The sequence below is a fragment of the Micromonospora sp. FIMYZ51 genome, assembly GCF_038246755.1.
Lineage (GTDB): Bacteria > Actinomycetota > Actinomycetes > Mycobacteriales > Micromonosporaceae > Micromonospora.
Window position 1 is genome coordinate 549670 of the sequence record NZ_CP134706.1, and the last position, 22971, is coordinate 572640.

The window sequence follows — 22971 nt, forward strand, 5'->3', positions numbered from 1 at the left end:
GATCCTCAAGCCGGCAGCTCAAGCCCTGCCACCGACTTCGACACACGCCCTAGGCGCGGTGCGGTTGCCAGGATCGTGCGGGCGTGCGGCGCGTCCGCCCGGGTATCCGGCAGGACGGGTGCCGACGTGGCGGGGAGGGTGAGATGGACGTACGGGCCAGCACGGTGACGATCCCGGCAGCGGAGGTCGACCTCCCGGCCGACCTGCTGATGCCGCCGGAACCGACAGGCGTGGTGCTGTTCGCACACGGCAGCGGCAGCTCCCGGCACAGTCCCCGCAACGTGGCGGTGGCGCAGGCGCTCAACGCCGGTGGTTTCGGCACCGTCCTGGTCGACCTGCTCACCCCGGCCGAGGACGAGGTGGACGCGGTCACCGCCGAGCTGCGCTTCGACATCGGTCTGCTCGCCGATCGACTGGCCGGAATCGTGGACTGGCTGGACACCGAGCGTCCCGGCGGGACGGACTCGATCGGCCTCTTCGGCGCCAGTACGGGTGCCGCCGCCGCCCTCGTCGCGGCGGCGCAGCGGCCGAACCTGATCCGGGCGGTGGTGTCCCGGGGCGGACGGCCCGACCTGGCCGGTGCCGCCCTCGGCCAGGTACGTGCGCCCACCCTGTTGCTTGTCGGCGGACTCGACGAGCAGGTCATCACCCTCAACCAGGAGGCGCTGCGCCAGCTGACCGTGCCGGCCGAGTTGCAGGTGATTCCCGGCGCGACTCATCTCTTCGAGGAGCCCGGCACCCTGGAACAGGTAGCCGAGAAGGCGAGCAGCTGGTTCCGGGCCAACCTGCCCGCCGTCACCCACCCCGCCACCACCCACCACCCCTAACCCACCCACCCGCCCACCCGCCCACCCGCCCACCCGCCCACCCGCGTCGATCATGCACTTTCTGTCCTCGCATAAGGGGTAAACCAGTCCAAAAGGCGACCGGAAGTGCATGATCGACGGGGTGGCGGGTGGTGGGTGGTGGGTGGTGGCGGGTGGTGGGTGGTGGTGGGTAGTGCGGGGGTGCGGGGGTGCGGGGGTGCGGGGGTGCGGGGGTGTTAGGCGGGGGTGGGTGGGGGTTCGGGTTGAGGCTTGGGTTTGGGTGGGGGTTGGGGTTCGGATTGGCGTTCGCGTTGGACGGTGTCGATGACGCGCCAGGCGACGGCGGCGATCGGGACGGCGACGAAGGCACCGGCGATGCCGGCGATCAGGGTGCCGGCGGTCACCGCCACCAGGATCACCACCGGATGTAGTCGTACCTGGCGTTTCATGACAAGTGGTTCCAGCAGGTTGCCCTCCATCTGTTGGACGGCGATCACCGCGGCCAGGGTGAGCAGGGCGGTGGTCGGGCCGTCGGCGGCCAGCGCCACAAGCACGGCGACCGCGCCGGCCACGGTGGCACCGATGATCGGTACGAACCCGCCAATGAAGGTGATCAACGCCAGCGGAAACGCCAGCGGTACGCCGAGCAGGACCAGGGCCAGGCCGATTCCGATCGCGTCGATCGCCGCGATAAGCATGGTGCCCCGGCTGTACGAGCCGAGGGTCCGCCAGCCGACCCGACCGGCCTTGGTGGCGATCTCCCGGTTCCGCCCGGTCATCCGGTCCAGCGTCCAGTGCCACATCGCCCGGCCGTCCTTGAGCAGGAAGAAGAGCAGTACCAAGGCGAGCAGGGCGGAGCCGAACACCTCCGCGACGGTACGGGCGCTGGAGACCGGGTCGACCTCCTGCGAGGTGGCGGCCTGACGCAGCTGGTCGAGCAGCCCGTCGAGCTGCTCGTCGGTGACCGGCAACGTGGAGGTGATCAGGTCGCGGGTGCGCCCCAGGCCCTGGCGCAGCTCGTCGGCCAGTTCGCCGAACTGGTTCGCGGTCAGGTTCCAGACCAGCACCCCGACGCTGCCCAGGATGACGAGCAACAGGAGCACGGTGAGCAGAGCGGCCAGTGCGGCGGGCAGTCGCAGCCGGCGCAGCGCCAGCTGCACCGGGTCCAGCAGCGCGGCGAGGAACAGGGTGGCGGCCACCGCGATGGCCAACGGGGTGATCAGCATGGTGATCTGGGCCAGCAGGTAGAAGCCGGCGGAGATCACCACCAGGCAGGCGCTCCACACCACCGCGGTGCGGACCAGCCAGGGTAGGGCCGCCCAGGTCTGTCGTGGTCCGGCACCCCGGTCCGGCCTATCTTCGGGCGTCCGCCCGGCACGCGCTGCGACCACGTTGGTCCTCCTCGTGTCCGGCGAGGGCGGTACCCGTCCTGCGCCCTTCCGACACCGATGCGGGCCGATCGACCCGGCCGGCCCTCATCGCGTCGCCCGGGTGCGCCGGGCAGCGACATAGCGCCGCATCATCGCGTCGCCCGGGTGCGCCGGGCAGCGACATAGCGCCGCATCTTCTCGGCGGTGCCGCAGTCGTCCATGCTGCACCAGCGCCGACTGCGGTTCTTGCTCTCATCGTGGTAGACGAAGCGGCATCCGGCGCAGCTCTTGATCCGGTTCAACGCCCCGGTGGTGAGCAGGTGAACGGCGGCGAGCGCCACCGGCCGCAGTGGCCGGGCGAGGGTCCGGTCGTGCCGCCAGGTCCAGGCGAACCCGCCGTCGCCTTCGAGTTCCGCGTGGGCGAGCGAGTCCGCCGCGTCATCGCGCAACCGGGCCAGCGCCGACGTGCTCGGGGCGCGGCCGGCGGCCAACGGCCGGAAGATCTCGTCGAGGTGGTCGCGGGCGTGCAGCGCCCGCGCGAAGGCGGCCTGCGCAGCGTCCGGGTCGTCCCCCGACAGCGCGTGCAACGCCACCGCCTCCGCGTCGGTCAGGGCACCGGCGTACACCGCCCAGGCGACCAACTCGGGATAGCCCGTCAGCACGTCGTCGTCCGGCGGCCCAGCGGGTGGACCGCTGCGGGTGTTGATGAAGTCCAGCGCGAGGTTGCCGCCCACCAGGCGCATCCGTGTGACACCGTCAGCTGTTTCCATCGAAACCGACTTTACCAGTTGCTCGCGTCGAACCGGCCCCGCTAGCATGTTGCCGCTGAAACACATTTAGCCGGTAACGAGGAGTCGGATGATGCGCGGACGGGCTGTCGGAGCGTTGATCGGCTTGTCCGGCGGCACATTCCTCTACACCACCGCCGAGGCGCTCCCGGTCGGGCTGCTGCTCACGATGGCTACCGACCTCACCGTCTCGCCGGCTCAGGTGGGGCTGCTCGTCACCGCGTACGGCGCGGTGGTCGTGGTCGCCTCGGTCCCGTTGACGGCGCTGGCCAGAAGGATCCCCCGTCGCCCACTCCTGTCGGCGCTGCTGGCCGGGTTCGTCGTCAGCACGGCGGTCACCGCGTTCGCCGGCAGCTTCGTGCTCGTGCTGGCGGCCCGGCTGGTGACGGCGGCGACCCACGCCCTGTTCTGGGCGGTGGTGGTGCCGGCTGCGGCTGAACTGTTCCGACCCGGGCTGCGCGGGCGAGTGGTCGCCATCGTGTTCGCCGGCGGCAACATCGCGCTGCTGTTGGGCGTGCCGGCCGGTACCTGGCTGGGTGAGCGTGCCGGCTGGCGGACGTCGTACCTGGCGGTGGCCGCACTCGGCGCGGTCGTGCTGGTGACGGTGGCCTCGTTGCTGCCCTCGACCCGGCCCGATCAGGGGCACGCCGCCCGGGGTGCCACGCCCGACGCCCGCCGCTTCTGGTTGCTGGTCGCCATCGCCGTCCTGACCACCGCCGGTGCCATCGCCGGCTACACCTATGTCGCCGTCTTCGTCACCGAGATCAGTGGGTTCGCCGCCTCGTCGGTCGGGGCCATCCTGCTGGCCCGCGGCATCGCCAGCGTGCTGGGGATCCTCGCCGTCGGAGCGGTGGTGGACCGCCGCCCCTGGCTCGTCCTCGGTGCGGTCGTCGCGCTCCAGTCGGTGGCACTGCTCGGGCTGTACGCCGTGGGCCACCGGCCCGCAGCCTCCGTCGGCCTGCTCGGGCTGAGCGGGCTGGCGTTCGCCGCGTTCACCGCGACGCTCGGCGGTCTCGTCCTCCAGGTGGCACCCGGACGGTCCGACCTGGCCGCAGCCACCCTCTCCGCCGCGGTGAACGTGGGCATCACGGCTGGTGCCCTGGTCGGTGGCCTCGCCCTGGAGCGTTACGGCGTACGCAGCACGATGCTGATCGGCGCCCTGCTGGGCGGCATCGCGCTGCTGCTGGCCCTGGGCGAACGGCTCGTGCCGCCCGCCACCGGGCAGCCCGCCGGCAGCGCCGCCGAGGTTGTTCGGCCCTCGGCTAGGCGGGCACCGGTGCCCGACCGACGACCACGGTAGGGATGTCCCGGGTCTGCTCGGTGTCGCCCAGCCCGACCAGCGGCAGCACCGACTCGCGCTCTTCGGCCGCCGGGAGCAGCGCGGCCATCATCTCCTCGCGGAGGCTGCGCGCTGCCGCGCCGGCAAGCTCCGCGGCCCGCCAGGCTGCCTGCTCCTGTTCCCGGGCCGCCCGCTGCCGGGCGAAAAGGTGGTCGCGTACCGCCCGGCGCAGCAGCAGCTCCTGCTCGACCGGGTGCAGCCGGGGATCCCAACCACGGTGCGCGAAAACGTCGCTGAGCTGTTCCACCGACAGCTCCCGCCGCCAGTACGCGTCAAGCGCTGCTCGGTGCAGCCAACGCTCCCGGTCGGCGTACTCGGCAGGGGTGCGTGGGGTCTGCGGCAGGGGCATCGCGGCGGCGTCCGACAGTCGACGGACGTTCGCCTCCGCCGCCTCGTACGCCTGCCAGGCCCGTTCGGCCTCGTCCTGCGCGGCGACCCACTCGTCGCGTCGGCGGCGTGCCGTCGCCTCGGCCCGGTCGGTGGCGACGGCCACCTCCCCGGTCCAGCGGTCCCGGTCGCGCTGCCGGTCGGCGTGCTCGTCGGGGGTGGGCAGGGCGGCGTCGAGAATCCGGGCGGCGGCGTCGAAGCGGAGCCGCCGGGGCCGCAGCAGCAGCCCGCCGACGGCGAGCGTCAGTACGCCCAGCAGGCTCAGCCAGATCGCGGCGGCCCGGGGCACATCGAGCAGTACGGAGGAAAGAGCGGTAGGCATCATCAACACCTCGCGGTCGAAGGAGGGTCGTCGACTGGGCGGGACGGGTGTCTGACGGCTGGTCCGCTGCCGAGGATCGCGGGTTCCGCTCGTCGTCGCCGGGTCGGCCGGCGACGGCGGATCGAACGCCAGGGGGCGAGCGAGCGGGTGAGATCGCGGCGGACGGCGAAGCGGTCCGGGGCCGTCGGTCAGGCGGCGGGCGGACCGCGTCGAGTCGGCTCGCCGGCACCGGCGGCCACCTGCGCGGTGACGAGGTCGGCCGGGACGGCGGGGGCCGGCGCGGGTCGGGTGTCGGCGAGGTCGGCGCGGGCCGGGCCGGTCGCCGGCTGCTGCGCCGCGATCCGCTGTTGCCGGGTGGTCGCCTCGTCGGTCGTCTGGCTGGGCTCGACCGCCGATCGCGCCACGACAGTGGCGGTCACCGGCCGGGCCGGTAGATCGAGGGCGGTGGGCTGACCGGGTAGGCCGGTCGCGACGGCCCCGCCGAGACCGACGACGAGCACGAGGGCCGCCAGCGCCAGGCGGGTCAACTCCCGCAGGGCGCGCAGCGTCGCCGGCCACATCGGACGGGCGAACGCGGGAGACGGCACGCCTCCAACCTATCGCTCCGTTGCGGAGATCGCAGTGCCAAGGCGGTGCCCGGATCGTGAAGCACACCACTTCGTCCGGAGTGGACGGTCGGGCGGCTCGGCCTGCGGCGGGCTCACCGGTGCTCGGTGGTTGCGCCGGTCACCGGCTCCGTGAACAGAGCCAGCAGGTCGCCGACCTGGCGGTCGGCCTCGGCCGGGTGACGGAACCGGCCGGCCGGGTTGATGGTGTACTCGTTGCGGCGGCCGACCCGGGTGCGCCGCAGGTAACCGCCCGCCTCCAGATCGGCGACGATGGCCTGTGCGGCCCGCTCGGTGACTCCCACCTCGACCGCCACCTCGCGCAGCCGGGCGGTCGGGTTGCGGGCGATGGCGAGCAGTACGTGGGCGTGATTTGTGAGGAAAGTCCAGTTACGGGCGCTTTCCCGTTCGCCTGTGGTCGCCATGGTGGCCATCGTATGACTGTCTCTCCGGGTCTGGTCCGCTGTGCCCTGTCTCCCGCCGTTGGCAAGCGTTCTGGAATACCTGAAATGCATATCACGCATATCTTGACGTAGCTTCGCGGTGCGTGTGACGGTGGTGGCGGCCCGTGACCAGTGTCGGCCGGGATGACCAGGCATTGCACCGAGAGAGGCGAGGTGACGCCGGATGAGTCGACCCGGATCGATAAGCGAGCAGCGAGCACCGGAGCGGGAGTTCCTCACCGCGGACGTGCCGGGCGCCCCCAAGCGGGCGCTGGCCGAGTTGATCGCGGGCAACCGCCGCTTCGTCACCGGCACGCTCCGCCATCCCAACCAGAACGCCAGCCACCGGGCCGCTGTCGCGGCCGAGCAGCACCCCTTCGCGGTGATCGTCGGCTGCTCCGATTCCCGGCTCGCTGCCGAGATCATCTTCGACCGTGGGCTGGGTGACCTCTTCGTGGTCCGGACCGCCGGGCACACCGTCGGGCCCGAGGTGCTGGGCAGCGTCGAGTACGCGGTGACCGTGCTGCGTACGCCGCTTGTGGTGGTGCTCGGGCACGACTCGTGCGGTGCCGTGCAGGCGGCCCGTGCGTCGGTGGCGACCGGCACCACCCCGCCGGGTCACCTGAGTGCCGTGGTGGACGCGGTGGTGCCGAGCCTGCGCCGGGCCCGCGAGGCGGGCGTCGACGAGCTGGACGGGATCGTGGACATCCACATCGCGCAGACCGTGGAGGCGATGCTGGAGTCCTCCGAAACGCTCGCCGCCGAGGTGGCCGCGGGCGGGTGTGCGGTGGTGGGCATGTCGTACCGGCTGGCCGCCGGTGAGGTGCGGGCGGTCACCGCGCAGCCCGCCGAGCTGGCCGACGCGCCGGCCCGAGCCGCCTGACCGCCCTGCGAAAGGCTGGCCCGAGCCGCCCGACCGACGCCGAAAACCGCCCCGAGCCGCCCGACCGACGCCGAAAACCGCCCCGAGCCGCCCGACCGACGCCGAAAACACGTCCCGAGCCGGCCGACCGACGCCGAAAACCGCCCCGAGCCGGCCGACCGACGCCGAGGGCCGTTCCGAGCCGGCCGACCGACGCCGAGGGCCGTTCCGCCAGGTGGCGGAACGGCCCTCATTTGTCGTGCCCGGGGTGCTCAGAGCAATGACACGTGCACGTGGTCGGTGTGGTCGGACGGGCCGCTGTAGGAACTCCAGCGCTCCGTCGCCGCGAACCAGATCTGCCGGTTCCAGATCACGTAGTAGATGCCCAGCCGGTCAGCGTTGCGGACCAGGAAGGCCGCCAGGTTGTTGCCGTATATCCGGGTGTCGTTGTTGTGCCACGGGGAGAAGCCGCTGTTCTGCAACGACCAGTCGCAGGCCCGGCCCTTGGGGTGCTCGAACTTGTCACCGGGGCGCCAGCAGCCGACGAACCGGTTGAAGCCGGCCCGCTTGACCTCCTTGTACATGTGCAACGTCCGGGGCGTGATGCAGCCCGACGTGGTCGGGTCGTTCTGGTTGCACGACTCGGTCTTCCAGCCACCGTCCGCCGCCCGGTTCGGTGCGATCCGGGCGACCGGGGAGGTGGCGGCCACCAGGCCGCCGGTGAGACCCTCGCCACCGACCAGCCGGAGCGACTTCTCCGCCTCGGTCTTCTTGCGGGCCATGTCGTTTGTCAGCTTCCGCTGCTCGCGTACCTCGGCGTCGAGCGCGAGCTTGGCCGTCTCGGCGCGCAGCTTCACCGTGTTGACCTCAGCCAGCTTCTTGTCGTTGACCAGGTTCAACTCGTCGAGCGCGGAGGCCCGGTCGATGAACGAGTCGGGGGCGTTGCTCTGCAACAGCATGCCGATCGCGCCCACCCGACCGGTCCGGTACGACTGGGTCGCGATCTCCGCGACCTGCGGAGCGAGTTCGTCCAGGGCAGCCTGGGCGCGGCGGACCTCCACCGCGAGTTCGAGCTGCTTCTTCTTGGACTTCTCCAGCTTCGCCTTGGCCTTTGTGTAGTCCCGGTTCGTCGCCTCGATCAGGTCGTTGAGCATCGGCGGGTCGTCGTCGTGCTCCGCCGGTGCGGGTGGCTTCGGCGCGGCCGTCGCAGGCATCGGCCCCGCGAACACGGCGAACGCGGCGCACACGGCCACCACGGGTGTCAACCAGCGGCGTAGGGGTGCCGTCACTGTTTTCCCTTCCATCGACCGCCGACCGGGTTAGCTGACGGGTTCGGGACGGAAGCGGCCCCTACCGCAGTCGCGGATTCACCCCACGTACCTGGGTTCCCGGTTCGCCTGGTGGCGATTGGGCGGTGGCACCGCAGGCGCTGGGGTACGCCTTCGGCGGTGACCGGCAGTGAGGTTACCCGAGAGTCCACTTGGGCTTCTACGCCCCGAACCCGGCCAGATGCGTCATTTCGTAATCGCGGTGAGTGACCAGCGACACTCGTGCTGGCCTCGCCGGCCGAGGCGGTCACGTTGAGGAGTGTCACCATGTGGTGTCCGTGCTCCTGTCCGGGTCGGGCCACCCCGGCGGGGTGGCGGTGGACGTGTTGCGGGTACGCGGTGTGCTGAGGGCGTGCAGCGCCTCGGCCCGGTCCGTCGCCGGCCGGGAAACCCTGGAATCGTCATCGTCGTCCGGGCCGGCGGGGTCGCCACCGACCCTGCCGCGCTGCTGCCCGGCCGTGGTCACCAGTGCCGCCAGGGCGGTGGTGAGCGGTACGGCGGCGATCAACCCGAGCGTGGCCACCACGCTGCGGACGATCTCCTGGGCGAGGAACTCGCTCGTCACGATCTGCCCGAGGGCGCGGGAGTCGGCGGTGAGCAGGAGCAGCAGCGGCAGCGACGCGCCGGCGTACGCCAGGATGATGGTGTTGACCACGGAGGCGATGTGGGCCCGCCCCACCCGGGTCGCCGCGCGGTACAGCTCACGGCGAGAGAAGTTCGGGTTGGCGTGCCGCAACTCGGTGACCGCTGCGGCCTGGGTGACCGTGACGTCGTCGAGCACGCCAAGCGATCCGATGATGATGCCGGCCAGCAGCAGGCCGTGCAGGTCGACGTCGGCCCGGAACATGGAGAGCGTGGTGGCGTCCTCGCTGCCGAAGCCGGTCAGGTGGGTGGCCCTGGTCGCGATCAGGCCGAGTAGCCCGGTGAGCACCAGACTGCCGAGGGTGCCCAGCACGGCCACCGAGGTCTGCGCGGAGATGCCGTGGGTCACGTACAGCACCACGAACATGATCAACGCCGAGCCGACGATGGCGACCAGCAGCGGCGGATTGCCGGCGCTGATGCCGGGCAGCACGAAGGTCAACAGGATGCCGAAGCTGGCGGCCAGGCCGGCCAGCGCGGCCAGGCCGCGCAGCCGGCCGAAGGCGACGATGGCGGCGGCGAAGAGCACCGCCAGCCAGATCAGCGGCGTGCCCCGCTGGTGCTCGGCGATGTTGTACGTGCTGATCGACGGATCCTCCGGGTCGAAGAGCGCGACCAGGATGACCTCGTCACCGGTGCTGACCCGGGGCGCGCCGGGCCCGGCCGGGATGGGCGTCTGCACCTCCTGGCCCGCGTCGGGGCCGTCCTGCACCCGGACGGTGACCGTGCCGCACGGGCCGGCCGCTGTCGTCGGCGTGCCCTCCGGGACCGCCGGGTTGGGCGGACAGGTCTCGGTCACCACCCGGGTGACCGTGCCGTGGTGACGGGGGGTGTCGTCGGCCGCCTCCGGCCGGGGGGCGTCCGTGGGCCAGAGCACCAGGGCGGCGATCAGGGTGACCAGAAAGAGGGGGACCACCGTCACGACGAGGATCCGCCGCACCCCGGGCGGGGTGGGCGGAGCGGAACGGGTGTGGTCGGCGCCCATTCAATGTCTCCCAACGATTCCAGGGCGGAGTACGTGCCGGCGGCCGGGTCGGTTCAGTGCCTGCGCACCACCGTTTGTCGACGCGACGCGGATGGTCTGAGCGTGGCGGAACGGCTGCGTACCGTGATGTGTCGGCCGGCTCTCGACGGCCGCCGCGGTGCGGCGGCGGAGGCGGACGCCCGAGGGCGGGCGTGGGCCGCGGGGCACGGATGTCGGCTGGGCATCGTGAGCGAATGGTAGCCAGCCCGGCATCCGAACGCAGGTCGCGAGGGTTTGTCGGCGGTTCGTGGCGCGCCGGGGCCGGTGTGAGCTGCGGCGGCCGGGTCAGTGGCCCGGCCGCCGCAGCTTGTCGGTGTCGCTGGTCAGCCGCGCTTCATCAGGCGGCCCACGGCGGCCATCATCTCGGTGGCCATCTCGTCGGCGCGTCCCTCGGCGGCACCCTCGTGCATGCAGTGCCGGGCGTGCCCGTCGAGCAGACCGAGGGCGACCTTGTCCAGCGCGGCCTGGATGGCGGAGATCTGGGTGAGCACGTCGATGCAGTAGCGGTCCTCGTCGACCATCTTCTCGATGCCACGGACCTGACCCTCGACGCGACGCAGCCGGGCGAGCAGCTGGTCCTTGCTGGCGGTGTAGCCGCGGATCGGCGCAGGTGTGGTCATGCGGCAAGCATAACGTACCCCCCGGGGGTATGCTACGGTCGACAGGTCAGATACCCCCGCCGGGTATCTCGACGGGTCGTCCGGTCCACTACCTGGCCGGGCGTGGAGAGGAGAGTTCCATGGTCACCACGACGTACCAGGTGCAGGGCATGACCTGCGGGCACTGCGTCAACGCGGTGAGCGCCGAGGTCGGTGCGCTGCCCGGGGTCAACGAGGTACAGGTCGACCTCGCCACCGGTCGGGTCACCGTCAACAGCGCGCAGCCGCTGGCCGACGACGCGGTCCGCGCCGCCGTCGACGAGGCCGGATACGAACTGGTCGGCGGCGCAGCCGACCAGCGGCGGTAGGCCGAGGCGTACCGATGAACACAGCGACCAAGCTGGGCAGCTTCGCGCTCGGCGTCGCGCTGGTCTTCGGCGCGGCGTACGGAGCCGGTCAGCTGGCCGGCCCCGTCACCCCGGTCGCCACCACCGACCATCCGACGGACGACAGCGGGCACGACGCCGACGGCTCCGCCACGCCCGGTCACGACGAGGGCGGCGGCCACGAATCGGCCGGCGACCGACTGCCCGGTGGGCTGCTCGTCGCCGACCGTGGGCACACCCTGGTACCGGTGGCGGCGCCGACGGGCGAGTTCGCCTTCCAGATCGTCGGACCCGACGGGCGGCCGGTCACCGGGTACGACGTCAGCCACGACAAGCGGATGCACCTGATCGTCGCCCGGCGCGACCTCTCCGGCTTCCGGCACGTGCACCCGGAGATGTCGCCCGACGGCACCTGGCGGGTCGCCTCGCCGCTGGGTGGCTCAGGGGTGTGGCGGGCCTTCGCCGACTTCACCCCGACCGGTGGTCAGCCGCTGACGCTCGGCGTCGACGTCACCGTCCCGGGCGAACTGGCCGAGGTGCCGCTGCCCGCCCCGGCGAGCAGCACCACTGTCGACGGCTACACCGTCGACCTCGACGGCACGCCGCAGCCCGGCCGTAGTACGACGCTGACGTTCACCGTCAGCCGTGCCGGCGTACCGGTCGGCGACCTGGAGACCTATCTGGGTGCGTACGGCCACCTGGTGGCCCTGCGCCGGGGTGACCTCGCGTATCTGCACGTGCATCCGGAGGGGGCTCCGGGCGACGGCCGGACGCCGTCCGGTCCGCAGGTGAGCTTCGCCACCGAGTTCCCCACGGCCGGGGCGTACCGGCTCTACCTCGACTTCCAGCACGGCGGAGTGGTACGCACCGCCGAGTTCACGGTGCACGTCGGCGACCCGGGCGACCTGCCCGCACCGCAGAGCGCCGCGCCCGACGACGGGCACGGCGCACCCGGACACGAGCACGACTGATCGGACCAGCGATGACCACGAGCAGACCGCTGCCGGCGGCGACGAACCTGATCGAGCTCGCCATCGGCGGCATGACCTGTGCCTCCTGCGCCGCCCGGATCGAGAAGAAACTCAACCGGATGGACGGCGTACGGGCCACAGTCAACTACGCCACCGAGAAGGCCACCGTCTCCTACGACGCGCCGGTCACGCCGGACGAGCTGATCGCCACGGTGGAGAAGACCGGTTACCGGGCGACACTGCCACCGCCGCCCGGCGCCGCCGAGCCGGAAGCCGCCGAGCCGGCGGACGAGCTGCGGAGCCTGCGTACCCGGCTGTGGGTGTCGGCGGTGTTGACCGTGCCGGTGATCGCGCTGGCCATGGTGCCGGCCTGGCAGTTCACCTACTGGCAGTGGTTGTCGCTGACGCTTGCCGCCCCGGTCGTGGTCTACGGCGGGCTGCCGTTCCACCGGGCCGCGCTGGTCAACCTGCGACACGGTGCCGCGACCATGGACACCCTGGTCTCGGTGGGTACGCTTGCCGCCTTCGGCTGGTCGCTCTGGGCGCTGTTCCTCGGCACCGCCGGTACGCCGGGGATGACCCACCCGTTCAGCCTCGACATCGGCCGCACCGACGGTGCCGGCAACATCTACCTTGAGGCGGCGGCCGGGGTGACCACCTTCATCCTCGCCGGGCGCTACTTCGAGGCCCGCGCGAAGCGGACCGCCGGGGCGGCGCTGCGGGCGCTGCTGGAACTCGGCGCCAAGGACGTCTCGGTGCTGCGCGACGGGGTGGAGGCCCGGATCCCGGTCGACAAGCTCGTGGTGGGGGACACCTTCCTGGTCCGGCCCGGCGAGAAGATCGCCACCGACGGGACGGTGGCGGAGGGCAGCTCGGCGGTTGACGCGAGCCTGGTGACCGGTGAGTCGGTGCCGGTCGAGGTGGGCGTGGGTGACCCGGTGATCGGCGGCTGCGTCAACGCCGGTGGGCGGCTGGTGGTCACCGCCACCCGGGTCGGTGCCGACACCCAGCTGGCGCAGATGGCCCGGCTGGTCGAGCAGGCGCAGACCGGCAAGGCCGCCGTGCAGCGGCTCGCCGACCGCATCTCGGGGATCTTCGTACCGATCGTGATCGCGCTGGCCGCCGCCACCCTGGGCTGGTGGCTGGGCACCGGGGGCGGGCCGGGTGCCGCCTTCACCGCTGCGGTGGCCGTCCTGATCATCGCCTGCCCGTGCGCCCTCGGCCTGGCCACGCCCACCGCGCTGCTGGTCGGCACCGGACGTGGCGCCCAGTTCGGCATCCTGATCAAGGGGCCGGCCGCGTTGGAGTCCACGAAGCGGGTGGACACCGTGGTGCTGGACAAGACCGGCACGGTCACCACCGGCCGGATGACCCTGCTCGACGTGACGCCCGGCGCGGGCGAAGCGACCGCCGAGGTGCTGCGGTTGGCCGCCGCCCTGGAGTCCGGCTCGGAACACCCGGTGGCGCGGGCGATCGTGGCCGGTGCCGCCGACGCTCGTCAACTTCCCCCGGTCACCGGCTTCGCCAACGTCGAGGGGCTCGGTGTGACCGGCACCGTGCAGGGCCGCCAGGTGCTGGCGGGCCGGCCCCGGCTGCTGCGCGACCGGAGGCTGGACGTACCGGACGATCTCGCCCGGGCGGCGGCCGACGCGCAGGCCGCGGGACGCACGGCGGTGCTCGTCGGTTGGGACGGTCGGGCGCGCGGCGTGCTCGCCGTGGCCGACCAGGTCAAGCCGACCAGCCGGGAGGCGGTACGGCGGCTGCGCGCCCTCGGCCTGACCCCGGTGCTGCTCACCGGCGACAACGCCACGGTCGCCCGGACGGTGGCCGCCGAGGTCGGCATCGACGAGGTGATCGCGGAGGTGCTGCCGGCGGAGAAGGTGGAGGTGGTCACCCGCCTCCAGGCCGAGGGTCGCGCGGTGGCGATGGTCGGCGACGGGGTGAACGACGCCGCCGCGCTCGCCCAGGCCGATCTCGGGCTGGCCATGGGCACCGGTACGGATGTGGCGATCGAGGCGTCCGACCTCACCCTGGTGCGCGACGACCTGCTGGCCGCGGTGGACGCCATCCGGCTGGCCCGGCGCACCCTGGGCACCATCAAGGGCAACCTGTTCTGGGCCTTCGCGTACAACGTCGCGGCCCTGCCGCTGGCCGCCGCCGGGCTACTCAATCCGATGATCGCCGGTGCGGCGATGGCCTTCTCCTCGGTCTTCGTGGTGGCCAACAGCCTTCGGCTGCGGCGGTTCCGTCCGGTCACCTGAGCGGTGGGCGATTGATTGGCGGCCGGTCGGGGTACCTGTGGGGGTGTACCGCTGAGACGCAGATCCCGGGAGGCTGACATGGGTGTCGAGGACAAGTTCAACAACACCACCGAGAACACCGCCGGCAAGGTCAAGGAGGGCGTCGGCCGGGCCACGGACAACGAGCGGTTGGAGGCCGAAGGGCGTGCCGACCAGTCGCGCTCCAGCCTCAAGCAGGCCGGCGAGAAGATCAAGGACGCGTTCCGGAGCTGATCGGACGATCGACCAACCGCCGGGCCGGCGACCGCCGGCCCGGCGGTCGCGTGTCTGGCCGACTCCGCTGCGGTGGCGGGCGGCGTGCGCGTTGCCGGACGGTCCGCTATCCGGCCGGCGGGCGGCCGGCGGTGAGTCGCAACGTGAAGCCGTCGGCGTCCCGGTAGTGGGTGACGTGGTTGCACGACTGGTGGGTGATCCAGAGACCCAGCCCGCCCACCTCGCCGGCACCGGACGGGAGCAACCCGGCGTACGGGTCGTCCGGCCCGGTGCCGCTGTCGCTGACCGTGGCCACCACGCGGTCCGTACCGACCCAGAGCCGGAACCGGACCGGCGGCTGGCCGTGCCGTAGCCCGTTGGTCACGATCTCGCTGACGGCGACCAGGAAGTCGTCGAACTCGTCCTGCGGCAGCAGTCCACGGCTGGCGTGCTGCACCGCCGCCCGGGCCTGGCCGGCGCTCGGGCCGAGCAGGTCGACAAGCGGCGGGGACGCCTGGATCGGATCGGGTGGCACCGGCCGCTGCTGGCGTAGGAACGTCTCGGGCGCCAGGTAGTCGGCGTTGGGCCGGCACCGGCCGTCGGGCGTGACGAGGTACGGGTGAGTGACGCAGACGTCGGCCCGCACCGCCTCCGGCGTGCTCCGGGTGTCGTACGCGCACATGCTCCACAGTGGCCAGTCGTCGTACGCCCGGTTGATCGCCGCCTCGTAGCGGGCCCACCAGTCCCAGGTGGGACCGAGGGCGATCCGGGGAACCTCCCCGATGATCCGGATCTGGGCCGCCCCGCCCGATGTCAGGTCGGCGAGGAGCCGGCGGTACGTGCGGATGGCGACGGCGGGCCGGGCGTAGATGTCCCCGCCGGTCAGGAACTCGACCTTCGCATCGGCGGGCAGGGCGCGGCGGACCAGCCCACCGGTGCGCTCGCCGAGCGCCACGAAGGTGGGCTCACCCGCTTCGACCCCGCCGAGCAGGAACGGCACCACGACCGCCAGCAACTCCTCGTCGGAGCCGTAGCACAGGGCTTCGTGGTGGTAGCCGGTGCGGCCGGCGGCGGGCCCGATTCTCACCGGATCACCGCTACCCACCGGGCCGGCAGCTCAAGCCGGGCGGCGCGTCGGGTCAGGCCGGCCCCGGGTCGGGTCGAGCGGGCCGGAAACCACCCTGTGTCGGTCACCTTGCCTGCTCCACCGCCGCAGTCTATGCCGTTGGCCGGTCGTGGCTGGCCAGCCGATCTTTCGAGTTTCCGTTCCGGCCGGGAACCAAACCGGGTCGCCGGCCGACCAATACGGCAATGACAGCCGTGACCGACGACATCACCGGGTACGCCCTCGCGGCGGGCCAGGGCGACCACGCCGCGGCGGCGGCGCTCGTCCGTGCGACCCAGCACGACGTGCGCCGATTCCTGGCGCATCTGCCCGGGGTGCGGGAGGTCGACGACCTGGTCCAGGAGACGTATCTGCGCGCCTGGCGGGCCCTGCCGTCGTTCGCCGGCCGATCCACCGCACGGACCTGGCTGCTCGCCATCGCGCGGCGGGTCGCGGTGGACCAGGTGCGGGCGGCCACCTGCCGTCCCCGCACAGCGAACCTGACCGACTGGCAGGCCGCCGCCGAGGCGACGCCGGCCGGAGTGTGCGCCGGGGTGGACGAGCGGGTGGTGCTGCACGGCCTACTCGACGGCCTCGCCCCCGAACGTCGGGAGGCGTTCGTGAGCACCCAGTTGCTGGGCCTGTCGTACGCCGAGGCGGCGCAGGTCTGCGAGGTGCCGGTCGGCACCATCCGGTCGCGGGTGGCCCGGGCCCGGGAGGACCTGGTCGCGGCGATGCGGCCGGCCGCCCCCGGCCAGCACCGGCGGGACCGCCCCGGCGCGACCGGCTGATCCGCGCCGAGCGCCGACCCGGTCGAGGCCGGCACGCCCGACGGCGTCAGGCCGCGTGACGGCGGCCGTGCTCCGGGGCGTGGGCGCCGTGGCGGGCCTGGGCCGAGTAGGGCGGCAACAGACGCAGGGGAGTCGGCTCCTCGGTCTCGTCGAGCCGGAGCCGCCAGCGGGACCGCTCAGGCCGACTCCGGTCGCTGGGGTCACCAGGCTGCCGCGAGCCGCCGGCCAGCAGCACGGTGATCAGATAACCGACCACCAGGAAGCCGTGGCTGACCAGCCGCTCCACCGCTACCTGCGAGGCGACGAGATCGTTCACCGACAGCAGCACCAGGGTGGCCACGAAGGCGCTGAGCATCGGCAGCAGCCCCGACGGCGAGGTCCGGCGCAGCGCGACGAAGAGGAACCCGGCACCGACCGCGACGTTCCAGGCGGCGGACTCGTGCCACAGATGCTGGCCGCTGGCGTGCAGGTGCCCGGCCATCTCGGACCGCCCGATCTGGGCCAGCCCCAGCACCAGTTGGACCGCACCGAGCAGGCCCAGCGCGACGCGCAGCCCGGTGACCCGTTCGGCGAGCGGCGCGAGCCGGCGCACCAGGTGCGGCGCGCGGGCGACGAGCGGCCGGCGCCACCGCCGGGTACGCGGCGGCGGCGCGGCGGCGAGGATCTCCTCGCTCAGATCCGGCAGGTCGGTCACCACCTGGGTACGCGCCCGCCGGGTCACCGTCGCCGCCGCGTCCAGCCAGCCACGGCAGCCGGCGCAGGTCTCCAGGTGCCCGGCGGCCGTGTGTTGCTCCTCCGCCGTGGCCTCACCGTCCAACTGCGCCGACAGGATTTCCCGCCACTGCTCACACGCCATGTATGGGTAGTCGCTCCACGGCCCGAAGTGGTTCCCGCCGGGTGCCTGCGCTGTCGGTGCCGAACCTGGTCAGGAGCCGCCGCGGGCCGCCCAGGCGTGCAGCGCCTCCCGGTCGCCCGCCCCGTCCAGGTTGAGGGCCGCCTCGATCAGCGCCAGGTGGGTGAACGCCTGCGGGTAGTTGCCCAGCGCCGTCCCGTCGGCGGCGAGTTGCTCGGCGTACAGGCCGAGTGGGCCGGCGTACTGGCTGAGCTGGTCGAAGACCTTCGCGGCCTCGTCCCGCCGGCCGGCCAGCACCAGCGCCGAGACCAGCTCGAACGAGCAGAGCAGGAAGGCGCCCTCCTCGCCGGGCAGACCGTCGTCGGCCCGGTAGCGCAGCAGCAGGCCGGGGCCGATCTCCAACTCCTGGCGCAGCCGGTCGATGGTGGCCAGCACCCGGGGGTCGTCGCCGGGCAGGAAACCGACAAGCGGGATCCGCAGCAGCGAGGCGTCCAGCTCGGTCGAGCCGTACGTCATCACGAAGCTGTTCACCTGCCGGTTGAAGCCGCGCTCCAGCACCTCGGCGTGCACCGCGTCGCGTGCGTCGCGCCACCGGTCCACGTCCGCGCTCCGGTCGTCGAGCAGTTCCGCCAGGCGGATGCCCCGGTCCAGGCAGACCCAGATCATCACCTTCGCGTTGACGTAGTGCTGACGGGGGCCGCGGATCTCCCAGATGCCGTGGTCCGGCTCGCGCCACCGCTGCGCCAGCATGTCGATGTGCCGGCGCAGCAGCGCCCACTGCTCGTCGGTCAGGTCGCCGGTCAGCTCGTGGTACGCCAACGCGGCGTCCAGGATGTGCCCGTACGTGTCGAACTGCACCTGTTCGGCGGCCTCGTTGCCGATCCGCACCGGCCGCGAGCCGGCGTACCCCTCCAGGTGCGGCAGCTCGCGTTCGGTATCGGTGCTGCCGTGGATGCCGATCAGCGGGGACAGCAGTTCACCGGTGCAGATCGAGATCAGGAAGTGCAGGTAACGCCGGCCCTCCTCGGCGTGTCCGAGGCGGAAGAGCGCGAGCAGCAGCAGTGCCGCGTCCCGGTGCCAGGTGTACCGGTAGTCCCAGTTGCGTACCCCGCCGATCTCCTCGGGCAGGCTGGTGGTGGGCGCGGCGATCAGCGCGCCGGTCTCGTCGAAGGAGAGCCCGCGCAGCACCAGCGCGCTGTGCCGCACGGCGTCCGCGCCGAAGCCGGTGTAGTCGCTGCGCGCCGACCAGGTCTGCCAGGTTTGACAGGTACGCGCCAGCAACTCGTCCGGGTCGATCTCGTCGGTGACGTCGTCGTCGTAGCCGACCAGCACGACCGCCGTCTGGCCGGCGGTCAGCTCCGCCTCGATCCGCAGCACTCCGTCGGTAACCTCGCAGGGCAGGTCCGAACCGACCCAGAGCGGAGTGTCGGCAACCCGCCAGCGCCCGCCGACCTGCTCCCAGGTCGCCTCCCGGACGCCGTACCCCGGCCGGGGCGTCACCCGGACCGCCAGCCGGATGCGGCCCTGCTCGACCCGCACCCGGCGGACCAGCACCTTGTCCGCGCGCAGCGGCTGGGGCCCGTCCCCGGGCGCCACCGCCAGGAAGTCGTGGCCGACCGCCGACCCGTCCGGAGTCGTCCACCGGTTCTCCAACACCAGGGTGTCCGGCAGGTACCGCCGGCTCGGTTCGGCGCAGCCCGCCACGGACAGTTCGAGCCCGCCGCCGCTGCGCCGGTCCAGCAGGCGGGCGAGGACCGCGTCCCCGGCGAAATGCGGTACGCAGAACCACTCGACCGCGCCGTCGGCGGCGACCAGCGCGGCGGTGTGCGTGTCGGAGAGGAAGGCGTACGAGTCGATAGGGGGATAGTTCATCGCAGCTCCGGAAGGATGTGGTTGGCGAAGGCGTCGAGGAAGGCGTCCTGGTCCCGCCCGACGTGGTGCAGGTAGCACTCGTCGACGCCCAGTTCGGCGTACTCGTGCAGCCACTGGGCGTACCGGGCCGGTTCGCTGGAGATCAGGACGTGCTCGCGCATGTCCTCGGCGCGGACGTAGGCGGTGGCCTCCGCCAGGTCCTCCGGCAGGGCGAGATCCCAGCCGGCGTCGCTGCCCAGGATCGCGGTACGCCACTGCTCGTGCGCCTGTCGCAGCGCGCTCTGCTCGTCGGTGGCCCAGGAGAGGTGCACCTGCAACAGCACCGGCCCCCGACCGCCACCGCCCCGGTACGCCTCGACCACCTTTCGTACCTCGGGCAGTGGCTGGTTGATGGTGATCAGGCCGTCGGCCCAGGACGCGGCCCAGCCGGCGGTGGCCGGGGTGACGGCCGCCGCGTACAGCGGCGGTGGTTCGGCCGGCCGGGACCACAGCACGGCCCGGTCCACCGTGACCAGCCCGCGGTGGCTGACGCACTCACCGGCGAAGAGGGCCCGGATCACCTCGACGCACTCGCGCAGCCGGGCGTTGCGTTCCGGCTTGCTCGGCCAGCGCTCGCCGGTGATGTGCTCGTTGAGTGCCTGGCCGCTGCCGACGGCCAGCCAGAACCGGCCGGGGAACATCTCCGCCAGGGTCGCGGCGGCCTGCGCGACGATCGCCGGGTGGTACCGCTGCCCGGGCGCGTTGACCACCCCGAAGGGCAGCTCGGTACGGGCCAGCGCGGCGCCCAGCCAGGACCAGGCAAAACCCGACTCGCCCTGCTCGGGGCCGAACGGGGCGAAATGGTCCGAACACATCGCCCGGTCGAAACCGGCGTCCTGCGCCGCCGTCACCAACCGCAGCAGCTCGCTCGGTCGGAACTGTTCGTGCGAGGCGTGGAAACCGTACGCCGGCATCCCTTTTCTCCCGTCGTCGGTCCCGCCAGCGGTTTGCCGGCGGTGCGGCGAGTGTCCGGACATGCCTACGACTACCCCGCCAGCCCGGGGGTAAGCCCCGGCAGCGCTGGTGGAGGGGAGGTGCCGGGTGGTGCGCCCGTTCGTGAACTGGTCCGGCAGCCTCGCCTTCACCCCCGCCGGCTACGCCGAGCCGACCACCGAGGAGGAGGTGCGGGAGCTGGTGCTGCGGGCCCGCGAGTCGGGCACCACCCTGCGCCCGATCGGCTCCGGACACTCGTCCAGCCCGCTGGTGCGTACCGACGACGGCACCCTGGTCAGCCTCGACCGGCTGGCGGGGGTGATCGATCAGGTCGATGAGTGCGCGACCGCCTGGGCCGGTACCCGGCTCAAAGCGCTCGGCGAGGGCCTCTACGAGGCCGGACTGGCGATGGACAACCTCGGTGACGTCGACTACCAGTCGATTGCGGGGGCCACCGCGACCGGTACCCATGGCACCGGCCTCGGCTTCGGCAACCTCTCCACGCAGGTGACCGGGGTGCGGCTGGTCACCGGGACCGGCGAGGTGCTGGAGATCTCGGCGGAGCACAACGCCGACCTGCTGCCCGCCGCCCGGCTCTCGCTCGGCGTCCTGGGCGTGGTCACCCAGCTGACCCTCGACGTGCAGCCGCGCTACGAGCTGCGCCGGCGGTCCTGGTGCGCGCCGATCGAGTGGACCCTGGACCACCTCGCCGAGCTGCAACACACCAACCGCAACATGGACTTCTACTGGTACCCACGCAGCGACCTGGCCCAGATTCGGACCATGAACCGGGCCGACGAGGTGGCCGAGGGAGAGCAGTGGACGGCCCGCCAGGTGCTGGAGGCCGATCCCTCGGCCGAAGTCCGGGAGCTGGAGATCGGACCCACTCACCGGACCATTCCGCAGAACCGGGAACTGCGCTTCGAGGAAATCGAGTACATGATCCCCTCGGAGGCGTTCCCGGCCTGCTTCGCCGAGGTGCGGCGGCGGATCCTGCGCCGGCATCGCCGCACGGTGGCCTGGCGGGTGCTGGTGCGCACCATCGCCGCGGACGACATCTGGCTGAGCAACGCGTACGGCCGGCTCACCACCACCATCGCCTGCCTACAGAACACCTCGCTGCCGTACGAGGACTACTTCCGCGACATGGAATCCGTCTTCCGGCACTACGGCGGCCGGCCGCACTGGGGCAAGAAGCACTGGCTGACCGCCCGCGAGCTGCGTCCCCTGCTGCCCCGCTGGGACGACTTCCAGGCCGTGCGGCGCCGGCTCGACCCGGACGGCGTGTTCCTCACCCCCTACCTGGCCCGGCTGCTCGGGGAGTCGTGATGGCAGAACTCGGCGCGCGGGTGTGGCTGGTGCCCGGTGGTCGCATCCCCTTCAGCGACACCGCTGCCGAGCGAGAGCTCAGTGGCGGCACCGCTGCCGAGCCGGAGTTCACCAGCTTCGACCAGCTCTGCGTGCTGAACACCACCGACCGCACGGCGGAGCTGTCGCTGGACTTCTACTACGAGGACACCGACCCGGTCGGGCCGTACCGGCTGGTCGTCGATGCCCGGCGGATCCGGCACGTACGGATCAACGACCTGATCGATCCGGAGGCGATCCGCCTCGACCGCCCGTACGGTTGTCTGGTGCGTTCCCCGGTGCCGGTGGTGGTGCAGTTCCTGCGCCAGGACACCCGGCTGCCGGACACGGTGGCACTCACCGGGTTGATGGCCTATCCCGCCGACTAGGGCCCAGCCGACCGGGTACCCCCGGCCATGCGGATCTCGGCGGAGGGCCTACGTGGCCGCGCCCGGGCCATGAGTTGGCAGACGTACCGACGGTTGCAGCAGTATCTGCTGCTGGCCGTGCAGGGCGGGCTGGCCGCGTCGCTGGCCTGGGTGGTCGCCGGCCAAGTGCTCGGTAACCCGGAACCGACCTTTGCACCGGCCGCCGCGGTCGGTGTGATCGCCGCGTCGATCGGCCGGCGTGCGATGCGTACCATCGAACTGATCATCGGTGTGGTGCTCGGCATCCTGATCGGTGACCTGCTGGTCGAGACGATCGGCAGCGGCGCCTGGCAGACCTTTGTGATCGTGTTCGTTGCGCTGCTGGTGGCGGTGGCCGTCCGGGGCACCGGCGCTCTGGTGACGCAGGCCGGCGGTACGGCGGTGCTAATCGCCACGCTCACCCCGAACGCACCGGACATCAACCTGCCCCGGACGGTCAACGCGCTGGTCGGCGGCGTGACCGGGCTGGCGGTGGTGTTGCTGATCGCGCCGATGAACCCGACCCGCAGCGTGCGTCGCGTCGCCGGCCCCGCGCTGGACACCTTCGCCCGGCAGATGACCGCCGCTGCCGAAGGACTGGCCAAGGGGGACGCCCGCAAGGTCGAGCAGGTCCTCGACGACATGCGCGCCTCCGAGGCGGAACTGCGACAGATCCGGGAGGTGGTGACCGCAGCCGGGGAGGTGGTCCGGTTCGCGCCGCTGCGCTGGCGCCGACGGCGGGCGTTGGCCGCGTACCGGGCCGGGGCGGAGCACCTGGAAAGGGCGTTCCGCAACAGCCGGACCCTGGTCCGGCGGATCTCCACGGCACTGCGGGACGGTGAGCCGGTGCCGGCCGATCTCCCCGCCGCCGTCGAGCACTACGGCCAGGGGGTGCGCCTGCTGCACCAGGAGTTCCTCCAGATGTGCGAGCCGCTGCGGACCCGGGAGCGGGTGCTGTGGGCGGTCCAGGAGGCGGGTGCGGCGTGCCGGCAGCAGATCGGCTTCTCCGGCACCATCGTGGTGTCCCAGCTGCGGACCATCGCCAACGACATGCTGCGGGCCACCGGCCTACCCGGCAACGAGGCCCGCCGACTCGTCCGCCGCGCGGCTGCCGGCGGGTAGCAGCACCTCGGCACGCTTCACCGCCTGCTCCACCCGTCCCGAGCCACCCGACGCCGCAATCCCACCCGGCGATATCGTCGGTGGTTTCGACCTGATAAGGGTGCTTTGTTCCGGAAGATGGATAGACGCAACGTCCGG

Annotated in this window: 23 protein-coding genes and 1 riboswitch; of the genes, 11 read left to right on the forward strand and 12 right to left on the reverse strand. The window is 72.3% G+C overall.

Features of this window, described 5'->3' with window-relative positions; translation table 11 throughout:
* The first annotated feature begins 143 nt into the window (after window positions 1-143).
* On the forward strand, window positions 144-827 hold the full coding sequence (locus QQG74_RS02695) for an alpha/beta fold hydrolase (RefSeq protein ID WP_341718702.1): 684 nt from the start codon (window positions 144-146) through the stop codon (window positions 825-827).
* A 215-nt stretch (window positions 828-1042) separates the two neighbouring features.
* On the opposite strand, the gene QQG74_RS02700 is transcribed toward QQG74_RS02695, so the two are convergent.
* Together QQG74_RS02700 and QQG74_RS02705 are read right to left on the reverse strand one after the other, a co-directional pair.
* On the reverse strand, window positions 1043-2197 hold the full coding sequence (locus QQG74_RS02700; protein ID WP_341718703.1) for an AI-2E family transporter: 1155 nt from the start codon (window positions 2195-2197) through the stop codon (window positions 1043-1045).
* 128 nt (window positions 2198-2325) lie between these two features.
* A complete protein-coding gene (locus QQG74_RS02705; protein WP_341718704.1) occupies window positions 2326-2919 on the reverse strand; it encodes an ABATE domain-containing protein in 594 nt (197 codons plus the stop codon).
* Window positions 2920-3034: 115 nt separating this feature from the next.
* Between QQG74_RS02705 and QQG74_RS02710 the strand changes: the two genes are divergently transcribed.
* Window positions 3035-4264 carry an MFS transporter gene (locus QQG74_RS02710; RefSeq protein WP_341718705.1) on the forward strand — a complete coding sequence of 410 codons (1230 nt, stop codon included), beginning with the start codon at window positions 3035-3037 and terminating at the stop codon, window positions 4262-4264.
* On the opposite strand, the gene QQG74_RS02715 is transcribed toward QQG74_RS02710, so the two are convergent.
* The 3 genes from QQG74_RS02715 to QQG74_RS02725 form a co-directional block, all read right to left on the reverse strand.
* Window positions 4227-5015, reverse strand: coding sequence for a hypothetical protein (locus QQG74_RS02715; RefSeq protein ID WP_341718706.1), 789 nt, complete (start codon window positions 5013-5015; stop codon window positions 4227-4229). The genes QQG74_RS02710 and QQG74_RS02715 overlap by 38 nt on opposite strands.
* 185 nt (window positions 5016-5200) lie before the next feature.
* Window positions 5201-5599, reverse strand: a complete 399-nt coding sequence (locus tag QQG74_RS02720; RefSeq protein WP_341718707.1) for a hypothetical protein — start codon at window positions 5597-5599, stop codon at window positions 5201-5203.
* 113 nt (window positions 5600-5712) lie between these two features.
* Window positions 5713-6051 carry a helix-turn-helix domain-containing protein gene (locus QQG74_RS02725; protein WP_341718708.1) on the reverse strand — a complete coding sequence of 113 codons (339 nt, stop codon included), beginning with the start codon at window positions 6049-6051 and terminating at the stop codon, window positions 5713-5715.
* A gap of 193 nt (window positions 6052-6244) precedes the next feature.
* Between QQG74_RS02725 and QQG74_RS02730 the strand changes: the two genes are divergently transcribed.
* Window positions 6245-6943, forward strand: a complete 699-nt coding sequence (locus QQG74_RS02730; protein WP_341718709.1) for a carbonic anhydrase — start codon at window positions 6245-6247, stop codon at window positions 6941-6943.
* Window positions 6944-7194: 251 nt separating this feature from the next.
* Here QQG74_RS02730 and QQG74_RS02735 read toward each other — a convergent pair whose 3' ends face one another.
* From QQG74_RS02735 to QQG74_RS02745, 3 genes are all read right to left on the reverse strand, one after another.
* The gene (locus QQG74_RS02735; protein WP_341718710.1) at window positions 7195-8211 is read right to left on the reverse strand and encodes a hypothetical protein; all 1017 of its coding nucleotides are present in this window, start codon (window positions 8209-8211) and stop codon (window positions 7195-7197) included.
* 3 nt (window positions 8212-8214) lie between these two features.
* Window positions 8215-8346, reverse strand: a riboswitch (cyclic di-AMP (ydaO/yuaA leader).
* A 166-nt stretch (window positions 8347-8512) separates the two neighbouring features.
* Window positions 8513-9877: a YibE/F family protein gene (locus QQG74_RS02740; RefSeq protein ID WP_341718711.1), complete on the reverse strand. Its 1365-nt coding sequence runs from the start codon at window positions 9875-9877 to the stop codon at window positions 8513-8515.
* A 362-nt stretch (window positions 9878-10239) separates the two neighbouring features.
* Complete coding sequence (locus QQG74_RS02745) at window positions 10240-10536, reverse strand: metal-sensitive transcriptional regulator (protein WP_137781575.1); 297 nt, start codon at window positions 10534-10536, stop codon at window positions 10240-10242.
* A gap of 119 nt (window positions 10537-10655) precedes the next feature.
* On the opposite strand from QQG74_RS02745, the gene QQG74_RS02750 reads away from it, so the two are divergent.
* From QQG74_RS02750 to QQG74_RS02765, 4 genes are all read left to right on the forward strand, one after another.
* Window positions 10656-10883, forward strand: a complete 228-nt coding sequence (locus QQG74_RS02750; RefSeq protein WP_341718712.1) for a cation transporter — start codon at window positions 10656-10658, stop codon at window positions 10881-10883.
* Between the two features lie 14 nt (window positions 10884-10897).
* A complete protein-coding gene (locus QQG74_RS02755) occupies window positions 10898-11872 on the forward strand; it encodes a hypothetical protein (RefSeq protein ID WP_341718713.1) in 975 nt (324 codons plus the stop codon).
* 11 nt (window positions 11873-11883) lie between these two features.
* Window positions 11884-14133 carry a heavy metal translocating P-type ATPase gene (locus tag QQG74_RS02760; RefSeq protein WP_341718714.1) on the forward strand — a complete coding sequence of 750 codons (2250 nt, stop codon included), beginning with the start codon at window positions 11884-11886 and terminating at the stop codon, window positions 14131-14133.
* 78 nt (window positions 14134-14211) lie between these two features.
* Window positions 14212-14385: a CsbD family protein gene (locus QQG74_RS02765; RefSeq protein WP_341718715.1), complete on the forward strand. Its 174-nt coding sequence runs from the start codon at window positions 14212-14214 to the stop codon at window positions 14383-14385.
* Window positions 14386-14491: 106 nt separating this feature from the next.
* On the opposite strand, the gene QQG74_RS02770 is transcribed toward QQG74_RS02765, so the two are convergent.
* On the reverse strand, window positions 14492-15451 hold the full coding sequence (locus QQG74_RS02770; RefSeq protein ID WP_341718716.1) for a sensor histidine kinase: 960 nt from the start codon (window positions 15449-15451) through the stop codon (window positions 14492-14494).
* A gap of 224 nt (window positions 15452-15675) precedes the next feature.
* Between QQG74_RS02770 and QQG74_RS02775 the strand changes: the two genes are divergently transcribed.
* The gene (locus tag QQG74_RS02775; protein ID WP_341718717.1) at window positions 15676-16260 is read left to right on the forward strand and encodes a sigma-70 family RNA polymerase sigma factor; all 585 of its coding nucleotides are present in this window, start codon (window positions 15676-15678) and stop codon (window positions 16258-16260) included.
* A gap of 46 nt (window positions 16261-16306) precedes the next feature.
* Here QQG74_RS02775 and QQG74_RS02780 read toward each other — a convergent pair whose 3' ends face one another.
* The 3 genes from QQG74_RS02780 to QQG74_RS02790 form a co-directional block, all read right to left on the reverse strand.
* Window positions 16307-17116 carry a zf-HC2 domain-containing protein gene (locus QQG74_RS02780; RefSeq protein WP_341718718.1) on the reverse strand — a complete coding sequence of 270 codons (810 nt, stop codon included), beginning with the start codon at window positions 17114-17116 and terminating at the stop codon, window positions 16307-16309.
* Between the two features lie 69 nt (window positions 17117-17185).
* Entirely contained in the window at window positions 17186-18985 is a 1800-nt protein-coding gene (locus QQG74_RS02785) for a glycoside hydrolase family 15 protein (protein ID WP_341718719.1), read from the reverse strand.
* Entirely contained in the window at window positions 18982-19938 is a 957-nt protein-coding gene (locus QQG74_RS02790) for a TIGR03885 family FMN-dependent LLM class oxidoreductase (protein WP_341718720.1), read from the reverse strand. Before QQG74_RS02790 ends, QQG74_RS02785 begins: the two co-directional genes overlap by 4 nt.
* Window positions 19939-20065: 127 nt before the next feature.
* Here QQG74_RS02790 and QQG74_RS02795 point away from each other — a divergent pair, with 127 nt between their 5' ends.
* The 3 genes from QQG74_RS02795 to QQG74_RS02805 are packed head-to-tail and all read left to right on the forward strand — an operon-like array spanning window position 20066 to window position 22833.
* Window positions 20066-21286: a D-arabinono-1,4-lactone oxidase gene (locus QQG74_RS02795; protein ID WP_341718721.1), complete on the forward strand. Its 1221-nt coding sequence runs from the start codon at window positions 20066-20068 to the stop codon at window positions 21284-21286.
* The gene (locus QQG74_RS02800; RefSeq protein ID WP_341718722.1) at window positions 21286-21693 is read left to right on the forward strand and encodes a sensory rhodopsin transducer; all 408 of its coding nucleotides are present in this window, start codon (window positions 21286-21288) and stop codon (window positions 21691-21693) included. The genes QQG74_RS02795 and QQG74_RS02800 overlap by 1 nt, the downstream gene beginning before the upstream one ends.
* A gap of 27 nt (window positions 21694-21720) precedes the next feature.
* Window positions 21721-22833 (forward strand): FUSC family protein, encoded by a 1113-nt coding sequence (locus tag QQG74_RS02805; protein ID WP_341718723.1) that lies wholly within the window; start codon window positions 21721-21723, stop codon window positions 22831-22833.
* Window positions 22834-22971: the final 138 nt, after the last annotated feature.